Raw genomic sequence first — 19,193 nt, 5'->3', positions numbered from 1 at the left:
CACAACCTTGACTTATAATACTACAAATTAAAAATTCAATAGATAATATGCTCTTCAGATATTCATCATAAAGAAGACTTATACATGGAACTCAATACTCTGATCGTAGGAATTTATTTCCTTTTCCTTATCGCAATAGGTTGGATGTTTAGAACGTTCACCAGTACAACCAGTGACTATTTCCGCGGGGGCGGCAACATGCTTTGGTGGATGGTTGGCGCAACTGCGTTTATGACTCAGTTCAGTGCTTGGACCTTCACTGGCGCAGCGGGTAAAGCGTATGCCGATGGTATGGCTGTCGCGGTTATCTTCTTAGCGAACGCATTTGGTTACCTGATGAACTACCTGTACTTCGCTCCGAAATTCCGTCAACTACGCGTGGTAACGCCAATTGATGCGATTCGTATGCGTTTTGGTAGCTTCAACGAGCAAGTGTTTACTTGGTCTGGCATGCCGAACAGTATTGTTTCTGCAGGTATCTGGCTTAACGGCTTGGCGATTATCGCATCGGGTATATTTGGGTTCGATATGACAACCACCATCGTTCTAACTGGTCTTGTTGTACTAGTGATGTCGGTAACGGGCGGTTCATGGGCGGTTATCGCGTCTGACTTCATGCAGATGGTTATCATCATGGCAGTAACCGTAACATGTGCTGCTGTGGCTATCGTGCAAGGTGGCGGCGTTACTGAAATCATCAACGATTTCCCTGTAGCAGAAGGCGCATCATTTGTTTCTGGTAACAACCTGAACTATGTAAGCATCTTCGGAATCTGGGCATTCTTCATCTTCTTCAAGCAGTTCAGTATCACCAACAATATGTTGAACTCTTACCGTTATCTAGCGGCAAAAGACTCTAAGAACGCGAAGAAAGCGGCGCTGTTGGCGTGTATTCTGATGACAATTGGTCCAATCATTTGGTTCATGCCACCTTGGTTCGTAGCAGGACAAGGCGTTGACCTTGCAGCACACTATCCAGATGCAGGTTCTAAAGCAGGCGACTTCGCTTACCTTTACTTCGTAGAGCAATACATGCCAGCGGGTATGGTGGGGCTTCTAATCGCAGCGATGTTCGCAGCAACCATGTCTTCTATGGACTCAGGCTTAAACCGTAACTCTGGTATCTTTGTAATCAACTTCTACCAGCCGATTCTTCGTCCAAACGCGACAGAGAAAGAGTTGATGGTTGTGTCTAAGTTGATGTCTTCGGTTTTCGGCGTCGCTATCATCCTTATCGCACTGTTTATTAACTCACTGAAAGGCTTGAGTCTGTTCGACACCATGATGTACGTCGGTGCATTAATCGGTTTCCCAATGACGATTCCAGCATTCTGTGGCTTCTTCATTAAGAAGACTCCGGACTGGGCAGGTTGGGGCACGTTAGTGGTTGGCGCGATTGTGTCTTACATCGTAGGCTTCGTGATTACCGCTGAAATGCTACAAAATTGGTTCAACCTAGAGCCGCTAACAGGTCGTGAATGGTCTGATTTGAAAGTAGCGGTAGGCCTGATTGCTCACTTAACGTTTACAGGCGGCTTCTTTATTCTTTCGACTTTGTTCTACAAACCGCTAGAAGCGTCTCGTCAGAAAGATGTTGATACTTTCTTCACTAACCTTGCGACACCTTTGGTTTCTGAATCAACAGCACAGAAGAAACTGGATAACAAACAACGTCACATGCTGGGTTCATTGATCGCAGTGTCTGGTGTAGCTGTGATGGCGATGTTTGCTCTACCAAACCCATTCTGGGGAAGAATGATGTTCGTACTGTGTGGCGGTATTGTGTTTATCGTTGGTCTACTGTTAGTGAAAGCTGTAGACGACTCGGTTGAGGATGCGAAACAAGCGAAAAAAACAGCTTAAGTAACTAAACCTACAAGATAAGCCATTTAGAATAGAACGGCTGAGCGTAATTGCTCAGCCGTTTTTTATTGTGTGAGCAATTGGGATTATAACCAATGGAGTGAGTAACTTAGCTGATTAAGAAATTGAACTTAAAAGGGTGAGATGAATTAAATCAGACGTGAAGAGATATACATCAGAAGAGCTTGCAGGTCGACACTGCTTCGAGTCTTTTGCAGACGCTCATTGACCTGATCGTGAAGCAGGTTTCGAGTTAGGTTGGTCGCCGCCACAATGTGCTCTCGCTGTGGCTTGGTTGGCAATACCAAAGCAATAGCAACGTGCACTTCGCCAATACGTGATGCCCAGTCAATCGGGTCGTCACTGACGATAACCGCAATCGAGAGATCTTGAGTCGATTCAAACATCACATGCGGCAGTGCGATACCTGGTGACACGCACGTTGAAGAGCGTTCCTCCCGCTTAATAAATGCCAGAATCAACTCATCCGGATCTTCCGGATACACTAGGTGGGCGAGCCCTTTTAAGCACTCAAATTTGGTCAGTTGAGTTTGCGCCTTAGCGTGGTGCCATTTGATGTCACAAGGCGGGCATATTTGTGGCATTCGCTGGATTAAATCTTTAGAGAATTCATGGTTTACTTGCGAGCCAACCATATCGTAATGCTCGGCAATGACGTCTTTGAGAACGAAACAGGCCAGCTCCGCATCAATACCAACCGCGGTTATCTGACACAAATCACCACGAAGTAAACCTACTTGCAGCATCGCGACGGATTTGGAGAGATCAGCGGTTCGATTTTGAGTGATGTTGATAATGCGGATGTTGCTTTTGAATTTCTTCGCTAAGCGAGTCAGCGGCTGCGCGACATGTGAGTTCGCGGCAGGATCGTTAACGAAGAAGGTGATCTGGTATTCGTTCATGAAAAGTTTAAGTTCGACAATGCTTAATAAAGACTTTATCGACACTCAACAATACCTCTTCCATGGGAATGAATAAGGTTTTAGCTGGGTCAAATCGGCTTGGTTGTTCGATGTCGATATCAGAGACGATCAACACTTTGTCTGCGAGGGTAATATCTTGGGCGGTCAGTAAGTTTTCAATACCCATAGCGCCTTGCGTCTCAACCTTGATTGAAACGTTGAACTTAGGGGCTGTTTTATTTAGAGCATCAGCTGCCATATAGGTGTGCGCAATGCCTGTAGGGCACGCAGTTACCGCTACAATTCTCATTATTATTCTCGGCTTAATCTCGTCCCTGTTACGTTACATAAGCTACCTTTCAGAAGCTATTTTGCAAAAGCTATCTTGCGTGGGAAATCCAGTATGGAAAGCTCGCATAAGGGAGGGGCGATATTGTTATGGGTTCTGTGGATTTTATGGATTGGCGTTTTTTATTCCAAGGTGAAAGTCACACTCTGAGTTCTTGGTTACAATAATCCAGTTAATGCACCTTTCGTCCTATATATTGAGTGCCTTCACACCGTTAATCTTTTCATCTTATTAACCTTATCACTTACGTAATTACTTCAGTCTGAAATCAGGCGAGGCAGAGCAGCATATGGATATCACCAACATTATCGAGCCCGAGATCATCTGCTTAGATTTACAAGCCGACTCAAAACAGGCGGTATTTGAAGAGCTTGTTGAACTGCTCGACCGTGCCGGTAAGCTCTCCAATAAACGTGAATTCCTTGACGACATCTGGAAGCGTGAAGCCATCGGTAATACAGGCTTTGACGATGGTATTGCGATTCCACACGCGAAAAGTACAGCTGTAGCTAAACCAGCTGTGGCGGTAGGTATCAGCAGGTCTGGTATCGATTATGGCGCAGACGGCGGCGAACTGTCGGATGTGTTCTTTATGCTCGCTTCCCCAGACAACAACGACGACCACCATATCGAGGTGCTAGCTCAGATTTCGACCAGACTTATCGAAGATGGCTTTGTTACAAAATTAAAGGCTGTTGAGTCGGTAGAGGAAGCTCAAGAGTTGTTTCTCGAAGCTAATTCTGAATCGTTCGATAGTTACGCCTCAAGCCATCATGAAGTGTATGTCGAGCCGCTCAGCCCTTGGGCTCAATCTCTTAATCGCCTCAAAGAACACCTGCTGTACGGCACGTCACACATGATCCCATTCGTGGTTGCGGGTGGGGTTCTGTTGTCTCTGTCGGTAATGATGTCGGGTCATGGCGCAGTGCCTGAGAGCGGTGTTCTGGCTGACATTGCACAGATGGGCATCGCGGGGTTAACCCTGTTTACTGCGGTACTCGGTGGTTACATCGCGTATTCGATGGCTGACAAACCGGGTTTAGCGCCCGGAATGATCGGCTCTTGGGTCGCGGTCAATCAATACAACACCGGTTTCCTTGGTGCGATCGTGGTCGGCTTTTTCGCGGGCTTTGTGGTTAATCTACTCAAGAAGATCAAACTGCCAGACAGCATGATCTCGCTGAGCTCAATCTTCATCTATCCACTAGTCGGTACCTTTGTTACCTGTGGGGCTGTGATGTGGGTGATTGGTTCTCCTATTGCCCAAGTGATGCTAGAGATGAACCAAATGCTGACTGGCATGGCAGGTTCAGGAAAAATGGTGCTCGGTAGTATTTTAGGCGCGATGACAGCCTTTGATATGGGTGGCCCAATCAACAAGGTCGCTACACTGTTTGCACAAACGCAGGTGAATACCCAACCTTGGCTGATGGGCGGCGTCGGGATAGCAATTTGTACGCCACCATTGGGTATGGCATTGGCGACTTTCATATCACCGAAGAAGTTTAAACGAGACGAACGTGAAGCGGGTAAAGCGGCGGGGATCATGGGAATGATCGGCATCAGTGAAGGTGCGATTCCCTTTGCAGCCGCCGATCCTGCGCGCGTTCTGCCTGCTGTTGTTGCTGGTGGCGTAGTTGGTAACGTGGTCGGCTTTATGTTCCATGTAGTGAACCATGCACCATGGGGCGGCTGGATTGTGCTGCCGGTGGTGGATGGCAAGATTGGCTATATCGTCGGCACGCTCGCAGGGGCTCTAACGACGGCTCTGATTGTGATACTGCTGAAAAAGAACGTGGTCGAAGGCGAAGCGAATTCTAATCAGTTCACGGGTGGCTCGGTAACGGAAGAGGGGCAAGCGGATGTATTGGCGATCACTTCTTGTCCATCTGGAGTTGCCCACACTTTCTTAGCCGCTAAGTCTTTGGAAAAGGCGGCGCATCATCTTGGGGTTCGGATTAAAGTCGAAACACAAGGTGCCAACGGAATAGGCAATCGCATTACTCATAAAGACATTGAAAGGGCGAGATTGGTGATCTTTGCTCACGACGTGGCGATTAAAGAAGTAGAACGCTTTGCGAACGTGAAAACCTTAGATGTCAGTACTAAGGAAGCGATGCTTAATGCGCAAGCGTTGATCATGAGAAAGGTGTAATCCTTAAACCGCAAAGTTTATCATCTATAAAGTTAACTAGATCAAAACTAAAAAGACTCCGCTCAGGCCGGTTAAGGTGAAAGTGGAGTCTTTTTGTATCGCTTTCTAATGTATAAGCTCAGCCCTTAAAAAGGGTGGTACTTAAATACGTCTTCAACCATTGAGTTGAGCAAATCGATATCGTCACAGGTTTTGGCGTAGGTACGCAGGCCTGCGATCTGAACCTGAACATGTCGAGCAAGTTGCGTCGGCTCGCGCTCTGTACTGATCTCACCCAGTTCTTGCGCTTCTGTAATCAACTTGGCGAACTCACCTTCCATGATCTTGAGTGATTTCTTCGCTTCTGCTAATAGCTCTGCGTGTTCACCAGTCAGTTCTGCGACCGTTTTAGCCAGCATACACATGCCATTTGGCGAACTTTGTTTTGATTCGACAACGGCACGTTTTACAAAGTTTTCCAGCGCTTTGATAGGCGATTCGGTTTCACTGCGGAAGCGGTTCAGGTTGAGGATGCCAAGTTCGGTATAGCGAGCAAGCGTCTCTTTAAACAAACCTTCTTTGCTGCCGAACGTCGCGTAGATGCTGCCCGGACGCATATCAATCACGTCTTGCAGGTTACGCATAGAAGTCGCATGAAAGCCCTTTTCCCAATACAGGTTCGTTGCTTTATCTACTACATCTTGTCTATCGAACTTCGCAGTCTTGGCCATAACATCTACTTCATTAATCTGAACATATGTTCAATATTTTATGCTGAACGCCCGTTCTAGTAAAGAAGAGCCAGCAAGAAAGTAAGCCGCTTGGTTTAGTTATTTGCTAAGTATTTGAAATGAAGTGGTCACCTTGTCGCTATAAGGCTGTAATTTACGCGTCGACTACTTCTACGGTTTTATGTTGCGCGCCGTAATAGGTGCCTTCATCGATGGTATACATCAAGGTTTCTTGGCACTCTGGGCAATCGAATTCTTCATTCGGTTCGATAGCGGCTTCTTCTACCCATTCCCATCCGATATGTTCTTCGCAAGCGGGGCATTCCATAAAATATCTCTCATTCGTTGTCGCATATTTATTGCGAATCTCTACTTTAACAACTCGGCATTATACATATTTAGTTAACAAGGAATAGACAGTTAATTGGCGAAGAATAGGGAGTTGGTTAGCGGTGAATTAATAGCTAGCGAGTGTTGAATCTATAGTTATTTCTAAATATACAGCTGTCTCTGAGCACATAATTGGTGCGGTTCTACCCCTTTTGGATAGTAAGAAAAATGTCAATTTTCAGTCGCTTACGTCAATAATATGTTGTTGCACATTTTTTTCGTTCACTAAAGTTGCATAGCTAACAGTTTTATCGATAAACCAATGTATTTTATAAGGTTAAATGTTACTTTCACCGCCTACCGATCTGCGTGGCACGGTAATTGAACTGCATTGATTAAGTTGAATAATTATACGATCACCATTGAGGCGCATTCGCTAGAAATGTGCCTAGTGAGATGACCGAGAAAGATTTGTTAGCTGCTAGGGAAATAAAAATGAATTTAACCGATATGTCTTTTAAGCAAAAAATCATCGCTTTGCTTACTTTACCGATCTTAGGGTTTTTATGGCTTAGTGTTTCTGCGATATCCAAAGGCGTAGAAACCACCAGTGAAATGTCTTCATTGAATCAACTGACACGCTTGTCGGTTGTATACAGTGAATTGGTGCATGAGTTGCAGAAAGAGCGCGGAATGACGGCTGGTTTTATCGGCTCACAGGGTACTAAGTTTGTTAGTGAGCTACGAGCACAAAGAACCAGTGCGGATAACAGACGCAATCAGAGAACCGAATACTGGCAGTCTGCAGAAATCGACTTGCCGCAGATCTCTCGTCTGAATACTGAAATCAGCCAAAGCCTCAATCAAATTACTTCAATTCGTAATCGCGTCGATTCTCAGTCGATCCCGCTTTCTGAAGCTTTGGGTTACTACACCAAACTTAACGCAAAGCTACTTAGCGTATCAGCCTTGATCGCTGAGCTAAGTTCTGACGCCACCATCACGACTGAAACCATCGCTTATTATAACTTCCTTCAAGGTAAAGAGCGTGCGGGTATCGAACGTGCGGTCCTCAATAACACTTTTTCTAAAAATGAGTTTGGCCCGGGTATGCTGGTTAAATTCATCTCTTTGGTGACCGAGCAAAATACCTATTTCTCGAACTTTGAAGTACTGGGTAACCCAGACAATGTTCGCTTTTTTGAACAACAATTGAATGACCGCTCGGTCGCGGAAGTCGAGAAGCTTCGTGATGTGGCTGAATCGAAAATGAGCGGATTTGATGTCGACCCTGTGTACTGGTTCGCGCAATCAACGGCGCGCATTGTTCAGCTGAAAAAGACAGAGAACGAACTGGCAGACTCTCTTATTGCATTGACTGATCAGAAAACTCAGCAAGCTCAATCAGCAATGATGGGCAGTATCACGATGTTTGTTGTGATCACCCTGTTTGCGACCTTTATTAGCTTTAAAGCCATTACAGATTTAACAACTCGAGTTAAAGATCTAACGCGTGTACTTTCTAAAGTCCGTCATGACAATGATCTAACCGTTCGTGCGACTTACGAAGGTAACAGCGAATTGGGTCAAATTTCGTCATCGCTTAATGAAACACTAGAGAAGTTCTCTGGGGTTATTGATAGCTTGTCTCAATCTAGCCTAACACTCGCTTCAGCAGCCGAAGAGACAGCGCAAACTTGCCAATACAACTCTAATACTTTGGTTGAGCAGCAAGACCAAATCGGCTTGATTGCAACAGCGACAGAAGAGCTTTCGGCAACGGTGAGCGAAGTTGCGGCTAAAACACAGCAAACAGCAAGTTCAGCTAAACTGGCTGACGAACAATCACAAGCAGGCTTGAGCACGGTTCAGCACTCTTACCAATCGATTGAGACCTTGGCTTCTGAGATTAACGGCCTCGCTGAAAAAATCACTCATCTACACGAAAGTAGCAATAACATTAACAGCGTGATTGATGTGATTAAGTCGGTTGCTGACCAAACCAACTTACTCGCACTAAACGCGGCGATCGAAGCGGCTCGTGCGGGTGAACAAGGTCGTGGCTTTGCCGTCGTTGCCGATGAAGTTCGTACTCTGGCGCAGCGCACTCAAGAATCCACCTTGGAAATTGAAGGCTTCATTAGCTCTCTCCAATCAGACGTGCAAACTGCGTTTAACGTGATTGATAACAGCAAGAAGATGTCTTCAAGAGCGGTTGAAGATTCACGAGGGGTAGAGCAGACACTGCAAGATATTTCAGGTGCTGTGAGCGAAATATTCAGCATGACAGAGCAGATCGCAACTGCGACCGAAGAGCAAGCGGTCGTCACTCAGGATATCGCTCAGAACGTTGTGGCGGTAGAGCAGAAGTCGACAGAATCTACGACGGGTGCAACGCAAATTGCTGCGACAGCCAAAGAGCAAGCTGAACTGGCAACATCACTGAAAGAGCTTTCGAATACGTTTAAGAGTTAACATTCATGAGTTAGAAGTTTTCCATCTTATATAAAAATGTCCCGCCTAGTGCGGTACATTTTTTTAAGAGTTGAAACGACCAGTAGAGTCGCTTAGAGCTCGAATAGTACATCTGTGCGAATAATGTATTTCGTCCCAGAAAGTATCGGCGCAGAACCGTGAATACAATGGGCGGGGTGCGTACCGTGAGGAAAACAAAGCACGCTGCCGCTTGGTGTTCTAACCGATTCTATATTCGCGTTCTCCTGATGATGCCCTTGACGACGAGCAGGCTTACTCGGGTCATTACGGTTAACCATAAATTGGGTTTCGCCACCAACGAAGTCATCACTCAATAGAATCAAGAAGGTATACATGCTCCAACGGTCACCATACGCGTCATCGACTAGCTGTTCATTCACCACCTGACTGCCAGGCCATGATCCATCGGTGTGCATCTTAAAGAAATCCCCTTCATCGTAACGATAAAAGCGGAAACGACCGTTAATACCCAGAGGCTTCACATCAGCAAAGTGGCCGTATTTATCAACGAAATGATCTTGGCAGCGCTTCCAAATAACGTCGAGAGTTTCAGTATCTGCGATCAAGTTGAGATTCTGATTGTGGCGAACTTCTCTTGGTAGAGACACGGCCGCATCTTCCGTAAAGCCAAGTTGATTGGCTTCATCCAGTATGCGCTGAACTTCTTCGGGAAGCAGCACGTCTCGCAACTGGAAAGCACCGGGAACCTTGTCTACTTCAACGCGTGATACCGCGTTAACGTTTTTATCAAGTGCAAATGGGTTTGCAGATTTTGGTGCCCAAACAGGAAGGTCACTGCGCTGGGTACCGGACTCGCGTCGGACGACATAAAAATTTTCATTGCTATTCATCATCAACCTCTATCTTGAAACCACTTTTACTTGTGCAAACTGACGGTGCCCGTCAACCGAGCCGTGGTAACCAAGGCCACTCTGTTTCGCACCAACCCATGGAGCATCACCACTGCCGCCTTGTCCTTGATTAATGCCAACCATGCCAGCATCAAGTTCATCAGCAACGTCATTGACGCCTTGGTTTCCGAACACCACGGCACCCAATCCATACTCGCTGTCATTAGCGCGCTCAATGGCATCATCAATGTTTGAGTAACGACTGATCGCGACAACTGGACCGAAAGTCTCTTCTGTTTCCAGTTTCATTTCTGCTGTCATTCCGGTGATTACTGTAGGGCGGATATAACGCTCAGGTTGCTCAGAACTGCCTAAAAGGAAAGTCGCTCCTTTCTGTTGCGCGTCTTCTAGCTGTTCGACAATCTTGCGATGTTGTGTGGCATTAATGATTGGTCCGATATTGGCGTTCGGCATATCCCACGGGCCAATCTGGTACATGTTGGCGATCTCGGTGACACGTTGTTCAAATTTTTCAGCGATACGATCATCAACATAGATACGTTCAATCGAAGTACACATTTGCCCTGAGTTCTCAAAGCTGCCTGCGACGGCAAAGCGAGCGGCCTGTTCCAGGTTGGCATCACGCATCACAATCATTGGGTCTTTGCCACCTAGCTCCATGACCAATCGTTTTACCTTGTTCGCGGCACGTCGCATGATGTCTTGGCCTGTTGCTTTTGAGCCAGTGAACGCGATCATTTGGATGTCGCCTTCGACTAATGCTTTGCCTGTTTCACCATCACCTTGCATCACGGTCAAGACATTCTCTGGTAAGTGCTTTTGCAGTTCACCAAAGAATGCTTCAGCGATGAGAGGGGTCTCTTCTGAAGGTTTTAGAATCACGCTATTGCCCGCGACCAGTGCTGGCACAATGAGGTTGTTTGCCATCATCACCGGGTAGTTCCAAGGAGATATAACTCCGACAACACCTAGTGGACGGTATTGAAGTTCTGTTGAGCCGGATAATTTTCGAGTGTTGAGTGCACGCTGAGCATCTTCTGCATAGTGCTGACCCATGTAGATCGCACCGGTTGCTTCTCCGGTCGCGCGACGAATGTCTTTACCCATTTCACGAGCAAGTAACTGTGAGAGGGACTCTTCGTACTTATCAAGTTGTTGATAGGCTTTGATAATGGTCAGCACTCGCTCGTTCATCGAAAGTTTGCGCCATGCTTTTTGTGCTGCTTTTGCTTTGTGGATGGTTTGAGTTACTTCTTCAGCCGAAGTGTGGTTTACCTCGCCAAGGAGTTCACTGTTACTTGGGTCAAAGGATTGAATGGACTTGCTCATGTTTGTCGGCTCCGCTGCATTTTTAGTATCGGCATCATTATTATTGAATAGCGCGATAACTAGATATCTAAAAATCTCGATATGTTGATTTTTAAAAATGATATTCGTCATAAAGGATGGCGTGATTCCATCCAGTTTTCATCTTGCTATCTAACTGCTGTTCTGTTGATTTTTGTTCTTTTCAACTACAGGGAATCAGACAGCGCTTTCAGGAATTTCTCGATGTATTCGTCATTACGCTTGTAGTAAGTCCACGAGCCAATGCGTTTTGATGTTACTAACTTCGCACGCTGCAGGTTCGAGAGGTAAGAAGAAACGGTAGATTGAGATAAGCCACTCTTCTCCTGAATAATGCTAACGCATACCCCCTCAACATCGGTATCAACGAGTTGTTTCTCTAAGTTAAAGTGCTCTTGAGGCGACTTAAGCCAATGAAGAATATCTCTGCGTACAGGGTTGTTGATGGATTTTAAAATTTCGTTCACGTCTGACATGGTGTTTGACTGCTATTTCCGATTTAAGTGAAATATACCCTTGAAACTAAGATATCGCAATATGTCGATATCTATTTTCGGTGTCTGCCAATCTGGCGTTACGGTGTCTGCCAATCCGACGTTGCGGGATCTGAGTATCGATTTGTTTTGGTAAAGCTTGTTCGCTATTAACTAATGAACAATCCCCAAGTTACTCGCTCAAAGCAAAGTAACTTAGGGATAAGGCTCAATTTTAGGCGTCTACTGACATCTCTATAAGCGTATCTTTCTGGTTTAACTTTGAGACTAAAGCGCTTGTCCGTTAACCGACAATTTCACATCAATGTTGCCACGAACCGCGTTTGAGTAAGGGCAAACTTGGTGCGCCGTTTTCACAAGCGTAACAGCTTGTTCTTGCTCTAGATCCAGTTGAATCGATAGAGCAACAGTTAAAGCAAAGCCACCGTTTTCATTTGGTCCAATACCGACTGTTGCAGTGGTTGGCGCCGATGCGATTTTAATTTTCATCTCTTTCGCAACGTGAAGTAGAGCATTTGAGAAACACGCAGAGTAGCCCGCAGCAAACAGTTGCTCAGGGTTGGTCGCTTCACCTGTACCACCCATCTCTTTAGGGTAGCTCAACGCCACTGAAAGCAGGTTGTCATCAGTAGAAACTTGGCCGTTACGACCTGCCATTGCTGTTGCAGAAGTTGTGTAGAGTGTTGTCATTGTTCTAGTCCTTAATTATGATTTTGTGCAATTAAATTGTGTGCAACTTAATTTTAAAGCTAGCTTAATTGATAAAATTTGAGCGCGCAAGTATATTGTGCACAATTTAAATTATTGGTGAGGCGATCATGAGCGACCAAGATGACTATCTAAAGCTGGATAATCAGGTGTGTTTCGCGCTGTATAGTGCATCGAATGCAATGAGTAGAGCGTATCAACCTTTGCTGAAAGCACTTGATCTTACTTACTTGCAATACATTGTGATGATGGTGCTTTGGGAAGAAAAAGAGATAAATGTCAAAGCGCTAGGCGCAAAAACGCATTTAGATTCTGGTACATTGACGCCACTACTCAAGCGTTTGGAAGTGAAAGGTTACGTGCTTAGAACTCGCAGTATTGAAGATGAGCGAGTTCGAGTTATCACGTTGACACCTGCAGGGGTAGAGCTCAAAGAGCAAGCGCAGACCGTTCCGGTTGAAATGCTGTGTCTTTCTAAGATGAATGAAGATGAGCTTAAATCGCTAAAAGACCAGTGTGAGCAATTGCTTGGTAACTTAACCAAGTGAGAAAGCCCTTTTAGCTCTCGGTAATGATAATAAGAAAGCGAAAAAGCCCGTTAGTCCTACTGTTAATTAGTTGCGATTGCTAATTCGAGTAAGGTTAACGGGCTTTTTGTATCTGCCGTCGTTCAAATGGCAGCAGATAGTGTATTCAATTGGGATTTATCCCATAAACCAAGATACGAAAATTAAAGCACCAAAGCCGAATGTTGCCATTAGTGCCGTGTCGCCACCGGCTGCAGTATAGCTGCCTTCGGTTTGTAGGTGAGGGAAGTCAGGTCTACGAACCTTAACCACCATTGCAAGTGGTCCCCAGATAGCTAGGAACACCAATACCATCCCTGCGTAATCCAGCATGCTGACAAACTGGCTAGCGAACAGCTCTGCTAATGCCAAAGGTAAGATGAAGGTCAACGCATAAGCCAACGCTTTGTTGTTGGTGACGGCATCTTTGTTTTGGTCGTAAAGCGCCATCGACACGCCGAGGAAAGAAGTCACCAAGGCTAAAGCAGAGAACAGAGCAATCACCACTTTCAACCAAGCAGATTGGCCGCTGAACGCAGAGATCAACTCAGATATATTGTGGAACTGACTGATCGTGTCTGTGCCAAGATTGCCAATAATTGCGAATAACCAAGTTAGGTAGCAAATTAATGGAATCACTGAACCAAGCAGAATCATATTGCGGATCTGTTTTTGAGTCGCTTCTCGGTTGTAGATAACCAGTGACGGTATCACCACCATAGAGGCAAAACTGGTAAAGATAACCGCGCTGTATTGCACCACATCATTAGCGGTGTATTTGCTGGTTTGAGTCAGGTAATCAAGACGAATGTTACTAAACAAAGAGGCAATAACAATAAGCAGCATCACCACCATCATGATGAATAAACCACGATTTAATTTGTCGATATACGACTTACCCGCCACCACAATCACACCCATTAATAGGCTGAAAATGGTATAGGCAACCGATGTAGACACATCGACGCCAACGTCGAGCAGCAGCTTGTGAATAATGTCACCGACACCCAAGATATAAGCGATCAGCATGCATACCAGCAACAGGTAAAAGAGTGCATTGATAAAGTGTTTACCTTTACTGCCAAGCGTTAAGTAAGCAACGCTGCTCATGCCACTGTTGTCTTTCGTTTTTGTACACGCTTCCGCTAGTAGAAGCGCAGAGTAGGTGGTGCCGATAAAGATAAGTAGCATCAGTACTGAGCTGATCATGAAACCAAATTGAGCCAATACCATCGGAATGGCCAGCATGCCTGCACCTAATGCAGTCCCTGAAAGGATTAGGGAACTGCCGAATAATTTCATATTCAAGAAAACAACCTCGAAGTATCCAAATAATTTTTAGTTGGATTGTAAATATTTGTTGCCAAGACTAACAAATTACTCAGTAAAGTTAGGGGTTAATTTCTAATAAATTTTGAATTTTTCTAAAAAAGTTACGAAGCAATTTGCGAAGAGTATGGTTGGGTGAATTAGGTGTTCGGCAGGTGAATTGTTTTAGCCTTTTGATAACCTTTGTAAATTAATCGACGTTCAATAACTCGCACTGCACCTCTGATTAAGACATGCCTTTATTTCAGAAAAACTCAGTCCAAATCTTGCTTATCTAGTGAATCTCTGTCGGATTTTTATATCTAGCACAGCTCATTTGATGAGCTCCAGTCAATATACTTCTTAGGAGAGCGTGGGGGTTTGTCGTAAATGGAAAGATCTGTTGTCGTAGATGCCACTCGGTAGTTTTGCATTTCGCTCTTATTATCCTCACATCAATTATGTGGGGGTGTTATGTATCGTTTTCTATTTTGTAGTTTCGCACTTGTGCTTTTGTATCCAACGGCCATTGATCTGTACTTGGTTGGGTTACCTCAAATCGCCGCGGACTTAAATGCCTCTGAGGCTCAGCTCCATGCCGCGTTTTCTATCTATCTGGCCGGTATGGCAACGACTATGTTGTTCGCGGGTAAATTTGCCGATAGCGTAGGGAGGAAGCCCGTCGCCATTTTCGGTGCAATTGTTTTTACTCTCTCGTCGACGTTGGGCGGGGTTGTGAGCAGTGCTGAGCCGTTTCTTATCGTGCGTTTTTTCCAAGGTGTTGGTGCTGGATCTTGTTATGTGGTGGCGTTCGCCATCTTACGAGATGTCTTAGATGATAAAAGGCGTGCCAAGGTGCTGTCGATGTTAAATGGCATAACTTGCATCGTTCCGGTACTCGCGCCTGTGATTGGTCATCTAATCATGACTGTTTACCCATGGCCGAGTTTGTTCACGACCATGGCGGGCATGGGTGTAGTGGTGTGCTTATTGTCTGTGTTGGTGCTAAAAGAGACTAAGCTCAACATCAAAGATAATGGGTTAGCCAAAGCCTCTTTCTCTGAGAAATCGCGCTTACCTGAGAAACCTGTAACCCTTCGTTCGACTTCAATCGAAACGTTTAAAGAGCCGTTGTTTATTAGCCGAGTGATCATGACTAGTTTCGGCGTGACCACAATTCTCACTTATGTGAATGTCTCTCCACTGTTGATTATGACAGAGCTTGGCTTCGATAGAGGTCAGTACTCTTACACCATGGCATTAACCGCCTTGGTGAGCATGTTGGTGTCATTTTCAGCCCCATTTGCATTGAATGTGTTTAAGCAGAAAAGCTTAATGCTGACCTCTCAAACTTGCTTCATTGTGGCTGCTATTTTGTTAATAGCCTCGATGGATGGTGGATTAGGACATTACGTGACATTAATAGGCTTCGCTTTCGTGTGTGGCGGATTCTCGTTAGGCTTTGGTGTCGCGATGAGCCAAGCATTGAGCAGTTATTCGCAGCGGGCAGGTGTGGCTAGTTCGATTCTTGGCGTTTCTCAAATATGTACGTCGGCATTGTTTATCTGGTTTATGGGCATTATTGGACTAAGTGCATTGAATATGTTGGCATTTATACTAGCTGTTGGTGGAGTTATCAGTATTGCTCTAATACTATGGTTAGGTCCCTCTCAAGTTAAAAGTGATTATGAAGAAGCCACTAGCCCGTCTTGATCTGAACCTGTTGTTTACTCTGCAATTGCTTCTGCAGGAGCAGAGTGTTTCAAAAGCTGCGAAAAAGCTGAACGTCACGCCTTCTACGGTGAGTAAATCACTCACCAAGCTTAGAGATTGGTTTGATGATCCTTTGTTTGTGAAAACGCCAAGGGGATTAACGCCAACGCCACTTGCACTGAGCATGGTAAAAGATCTTCAAGACTGGCTGCAGATTGGAAGCCAAATACTGACGACTCGTGGTGACGAAGCGCCAAAAGATGTGCGTTTGAATCTAGAGGCGGAGTCTCCTTTATCTCTGATCATGCTTAACGAGTTGACGCAAAGCGTGTCTCAACGTTACCCCAACGCGAAAATCAAAATGCGAAACTGGGACTACGATTCGATAGATTCCATCGTACGTGGCGAATCGGATATTGGATTTTCAGGGAGAGAAAGCCATCCGCGTTCGAAAGAATCCCTAGACTCACTACCTTATTTCATCGACTTCGAGGTTCTGTTTCACGACTTGCCGGTTGTGTATTTGAGAAAAGATCATCCGGCCTTGAAAGAGGAGTGGAATCTAGAGGCTTTCCTTAAATACCCCCACATCAATATTGTGTGGGAGAAAAGTGAAACATGGGCGCTAGATGAAGTGCTTACTGACCTACAACTAGACCGAAATATCGTACTGACTTTAGCTGGTTTTGAGCAATCGTTATTTATGACCGCTCAATCAAACCACACCATGACTACCGTTGCGCCGAATTACTGTCGACGTTACGTTGAACAACTCCACCCCAATCTTACTTGTCTACCCATCCCTTTAGATGAAGAAAATGTCAAAAAGCTGCTGATCCCGTTCACCATGATTTGGCACAAACGCAATGCCTACAATCCGATCGTTCTATGGTTAAAAGACACGCTCAGAGAGCTTTACCAATTTGAAGGGAAAAGTGTCTAACCTTGTGATGAGATTAGATGTTCTGAAGGCTTGTGCCATTAGCATCGATCGTTGATTGAAATAAGAATGCAGACTTATAAGCGAGCCCGCCAGTTGATGCCTGGCGGGTTTTCTATTTTTAATCATGTGGTTAGGGTTGGCCCCTCAAAATAAAATCGGTTTTTCTTAATTGTTGATTCGATAAATAGACTGAAATTGAACGAATGTTCAAAATAATAGTTGAACGATCGTTCTAATTTGATCTATATTGTTGTCACACCAACGGAGAATAATGATTAATTGCTCCGTGATTGAATAACTTTAGAATCATAAATTGATAGGGATAAAACAATGAGCAACTTCAAAATTCATTCAGTAGAATCAGCGCCAGAGCAAAGCCAACCTATTCTTGAAGGTGCTAAAAAGCAAATGGGCAGAGTACCGGGCTTATTTGGTGTATTGGCTGAATCTCCAAACACACTTAAGGCTTACACTCAGCTTCACCAGGCGTTTAGTGACTCATCTTTCAATGCTGAAGAGCTAACGGTTGTTTGGCAAACCATTAACGTTGAACACGAATGCCACTACTGTGTTCCTGCACACACTGGCATTGCACATTCAATGAAGGTTGATCCTGTAATCACCGAAGCACTTCGTAATCGCACGGCTCTACCTACTGAAAAGCTGCAAGCACTGCATGACTTTACGCTGAGCATGGTACGCAACCGCGGCAATGTACCTGAAAGTGAAATGGCCGCATTTTTCGAAGCGGGCTATGGTCAGCAACAGGTGTTAGAAGTGATTCTTGGCTTGTCTCAGAAAGTAATCAGCAACTACGTAAACCGCGTTGCCAAAACGCCAGTAGACAAAGTATTTGAACAGTTCGCTTGGCAAGGTTAATTACCGTTAACCAAATAAAAACCTGATAATGATGAAAGCCCCACTCAGTTGAGTGGGGCTGTGTTGTTTTGGTCTTGATGGTAATTAGAAAGGTAACCTAACGTACGTGCTTAGCGATAATCTTGGCTAGTGTCACAACCCCTTCTTTCCACTCTTTGCTCTCTTCAATATTGGCGACAGTGAAGCGCAAGCAGTGTTTATATTGGTCATTCGTCCCAAACACAGTACCGGGTAAAATCCCTAACTTGTGCTTTAAACAATCTTGGTAGACGGCATAACTATCGACCGACTCAGGCAATGTTATCCAGTTTAAAAAAGAGCCTTCTGGCTTTGATAAATGATAACGCCCTTCAAGATGAGGATAGCTATCCAATGCTTGTATTAACAAGCTTTGAAACTGCTTTTGGTTGGTTTGGTAGAGTCGTTTCATTTTCGAAAGGTGACTGCGGTATTTTCCTGTTGTGAGGAATTGCCCCACAGCGGATTGCATCAGGTTTGAGCTGCCCATGTTGTCGCATAAAAGGTACTTTTCGACCAAAGGTTGGTAGCGCCCCGACAATAACCAACCGATTCGCAAGCGTGAGTCTAAGGTTTTAGACAGTGAGTTGACGTAGATGACTCTATCTTGGTCATCAAGCTCTTTGAGGCTAGCGATTGGTGTATCGAACGCCAAGCTACCGAACACATCGTCTTCGATAATTGGTAAAGATCCGGTGATCTCCAGTAATGCTTTTCGATTCGCCAATGGCATTCTTGATCCGGTTGGGTTAGTAAAGTTTGGCGTTAGCAGTAAGGTTTTCACTTTCCATTTTTCCAACGAACTTTGTAGTGATGGGATATCAATACCGTGGCTAACGCTGCTTGGGATTTCAAGGGCTTGCAAGCCAAGTGATTCAAGTAAAAGTAGATTACCGAAATAACAGGGCGACTCGACCGCCACGATGTCACCGGGCTTGGTGAGCGCACGTAGTGCCAAACTGATCGCCTGTTGAGCGCCATGAGTAATCGCAATCTCTTTCGATCCCGCAGGCACACCAAGATCATGGGTGATCTTTAACAATTGCTTTACTAATTGCTCGTCGCCGGGAGGTAATTGGTAATACCCAGGCAATTGAGTTTGTAATCGACTGTGGCGACCAATCTCGGCATACAAGCTACGAATCGCAGGGTTGTTGATGTTCGGGTGCGCAGAACCTGCCAACAGTTTCAGGCGACCTTTCGGGCGAGAGAGTACAGATTTGGTGACAGATAAGAGGTCCACTTTTTGAGGTTGGCTTGGTGCATCCCAGCTGGTGGTGTTCGGTGTTTTCACGCGATAGCCAGATTTAGGTACTGAATAAACCCAGCCTGTCGCTTCGAGTTCTTGATAGGCGCGAATCACGGTATTTTTACTCACGCCAAGCTGTTTGCTTAGTTGACGGATTGAGGGAAGGCGATCGTCTGGATGAAAGAGTCCCTTATCGATCTGAGCCTTAATATGTTGTTCGGTAGCAAGATATTTATTGCCGCTGAGTTCTGCTTCCACGTTTTTCTCCCT

Annotated in this window: 17 protein-coding genes; 7 read left to right on the top strand and 10 right to left on the bottom strand. The window is 45.2% G+C overall.

Features of this window, described 5'->3' with window-relative positions:
• The first annotated feature begins 84 nt into the window (after positions 1–84).
• Positions 85–1,863, top strand: a complete 1,779-nt coding sequence (locus tag AACU28_RS07900) for a sodium:solute symporter family transporter (RefSeq protein ID WP_017090435.1) — start codon at positions 85–87, stop codon at positions 1,861–1,863.
• 149 nt (positions 1,864–2,012) lie between these two features.
• On the opposite strand, the gene AACU28_RS07895 is transcribed toward AACU28_RS07900, so the two are convergent.
• Both AACU28_RS07895 and AACU28_RS07890 read right to left on the bottom strand, forming a co-directional pair.
• Positions 2,013–2,786: a PTS sugar transporter subunit IIA gene (locus AACU28_RS07895; RefSeq protein ID WP_017070486.1), complete on the bottom strand. Its 774-nt coding sequence runs from the start codon at positions 2,784–2,786 to the stop codon at positions 2,013–2,015.
• A 7-nt stretch (positions 2,787–2,793) separates the two neighbouring features.
• Complete coding sequence (locus tag AACU28_RS07890; protein ID WP_017069788.1) at positions 2,794–3,096, bottom strand: PTS fructose transporter subunit IIB; 303 nt, start codon at positions 3,094–3,096, stop codon at positions 2,794–2,796.
• Between the two features lie 328 nt (positions 3,097–3,424).
• Here AACU28_RS07890 and AACU28_RS07885 point away from each other — a divergent pair, with 328 nt between their 5' ends.
• Positions 3,425–5,290 (top strand): fructose-specific PTS transporter subunit EIIC, encoded by a 1,866-nt coding sequence (locus AACU28_RS07885; RefSeq protein ID WP_102571849.1) that lies wholly within the window; start codon positions 3,425–3,427, stop codon positions 5,288–5,290.
• A gap of 125 nt (positions 5,291–5,415) precedes the next feature.
• Here AACU28_RS07885 and AACU28_RS07880 read toward each other — a convergent pair whose 3' ends face one another.
• A complete protein-coding gene (locus AACU28_RS07880) occupies positions 5,416–6,000 on the bottom strand; it encodes a TetR/AcrR family transcriptional regulator (protein ID WP_121602713.1) in 585 nt (194 codons plus the stop codon).
• Positions 6,001–6,154: 154 nt separating this feature from the next.
• Positions 6,155–6,328 (bottom strand): hypothetical protein, encoded by a 174-nt coding sequence (locus tag AACU28_RS07875; protein WP_017076913.1) that lies wholly within the window; start codon positions 6,326–6,328, stop codon positions 6,155–6,157.
• Between the two features lie 497 nt (positions 6,329–6,825).
• On the opposite strand from AACU28_RS07875, the gene AACU28_RS07870 reads away from it, so the two are divergent.
• Positions 6,826–8,805 (top strand): methyl-accepting chemotaxis protein, encoded by a 1,980-nt coding sequence (locus tag AACU28_RS07870; RefSeq protein ID WP_121602712.1) that lies wholly within the window; start codon positions 6,826–6,828, stop codon positions 8,803–8,805.
• Positions 8,806–8,897: 92 nt separating this feature from the next.
• On the opposite strand, the gene AACU28_RS07865 is transcribed toward AACU28_RS07870, so the two are convergent.
• The 4 genes from AACU28_RS07865 to AACU28_RS07850 all read right to left on the bottom strand — a co-directional run bounded on the left by AACU28_RS07865 (position 8,898) and on the right by AACU28_RS07850 (position 12,229).
• Positions 8,898–9,677, bottom strand: coding sequence for a 2OG-Fe(II) oxygenase (locus tag AACU28_RS07865; protein ID WP_121602711.1), 780 nt, complete (start codon positions 9,675–9,677; stop codon positions 8,898–8,900).
• Positions 9,678–9,686: 9 nt separating this feature from the next.
• A complete protein-coding gene (locus AACU28_RS07860) occupies positions 9,687–11,027 on the bottom strand; it encodes an aldehyde dehydrogenase family protein (protein WP_121602790.1) in 1,341 nt (446 codons plus the stop codon).
• Between the two features lie 185 nt (positions 11,028–11,212).
• Positions 11,213–11,521, bottom strand: coding sequence for an ArsR/SmtB family transcription factor (locus tag AACU28_RS07855; RefSeq protein WP_004732945.1), 309 nt, complete (start codon positions 11,519–11,521; stop codon positions 11,213–11,215).
• A 285-nt stretch (positions 11,522–11,806) separates the two neighbouring features.
• Entirely contained in the window at positions 11,807–12,229 is a 423-nt protein-coding gene (locus tag AACU28_RS07850) for an organic hydroperoxide resistance protein (protein ID WP_102442010.1), read from the bottom strand.
• A gap of 128 nt (positions 12,230–12,357) precedes the next feature.
• Between AACU28_RS07850 and AACU28_RS07845 the strand changes: the two genes are divergently transcribed.
• Complete coding sequence (locus AACU28_RS07845; RefSeq protein WP_017088301.1) at positions 12,358–12,795, top strand: MarR family winged helix-turn-helix transcriptional regulator; 438 nt, start codon at positions 12,358–12,360, stop codon at positions 12,793–12,795.
• A gap of 156 nt (positions 12,796–12,951) precedes the next feature.
• Here the strand turns inward: AACU28_RS07845 and AACU28_RS07840 are convergent, their stop codons facing one another.
• A complete protein-coding gene (locus tag AACU28_RS07840; protein ID WP_121602710.1) occupies positions 12,952–14,115 on the bottom strand; it encodes an amino acid permease in 1,164 nt (387 codons plus the stop codon).
• Positions 14,116–14,595: 480 nt separating this feature from the next.
• On the opposite strand from AACU28_RS07840, the gene AACU28_RS07835 reads away from it, so the two are divergent.
• The 3 genes from AACU28_RS07835 (at position 14,596) to AACU28_RS07825 (ending at position 17,656) form a co-directional block, all read left to right on the top strand.
• Positions 14,596–15,834 (top strand): MFS transporter, encoded by a 1,239-nt coding sequence (locus tag AACU28_RS07835; RefSeq protein ID WP_121602709.1) that lies wholly within the window; start codon positions 14,596–14,598, stop codon positions 15,832–15,834.
• Complete coding sequence (gene yidZ, locus AACU28_RS07830; RefSeq protein WP_004732954.1) at positions 15,809–16,777, top strand: HTH-type transcriptional regulator YidZ; 969 nt, start codon at positions 15,809–15,811, stop codon at positions 16,775–16,777. The genes AACU28_RS07835 and yidZ overlap by 26 nt, the downstream gene beginning before the upstream one ends.
• Before the next feature lie 330 nt (positions 16,778–17,107).
• Complete coding sequence (locus AACU28_RS07825) at positions 17,108–17,656, top strand: carboxymuconolactone decarboxylase family protein (protein WP_121602708.1); 549 nt, start codon at positions 17,108–17,110, stop codon at positions 17,654–17,656.
• A 97-nt stretch (positions 17,657–17,753) separates the two neighbouring features.
• Here AACU28_RS07825 and AACU28_RS07820 read toward each other — a convergent pair whose 3' ends face one another.
• Positions 17,754–19,181: an aminotransferase-like domain-containing protein gene (locus AACU28_RS07820; protein WP_121602707.1), complete on the bottom strand. Its 1,428-nt coding sequence runs from the start codon at positions 19,179–19,181 to the stop codon at positions 17,754–17,756.
• Positions 19,182–19,193: the final 12 nt, after the last annotated feature.

It is taken from the genome of Vibrio sp. SBT000027 (assembly GCF_963894355.1).
GTDB classification, from domain to species: Bacteria; Pseudomonadota; Gammaproteobacteria; order Enterobacterales; family Vibrionaceae; genus Vibrio; species Vibrio splendidus.
This window is presented reverse-complemented; position numbering and strand designations above follow the sequence as displayed.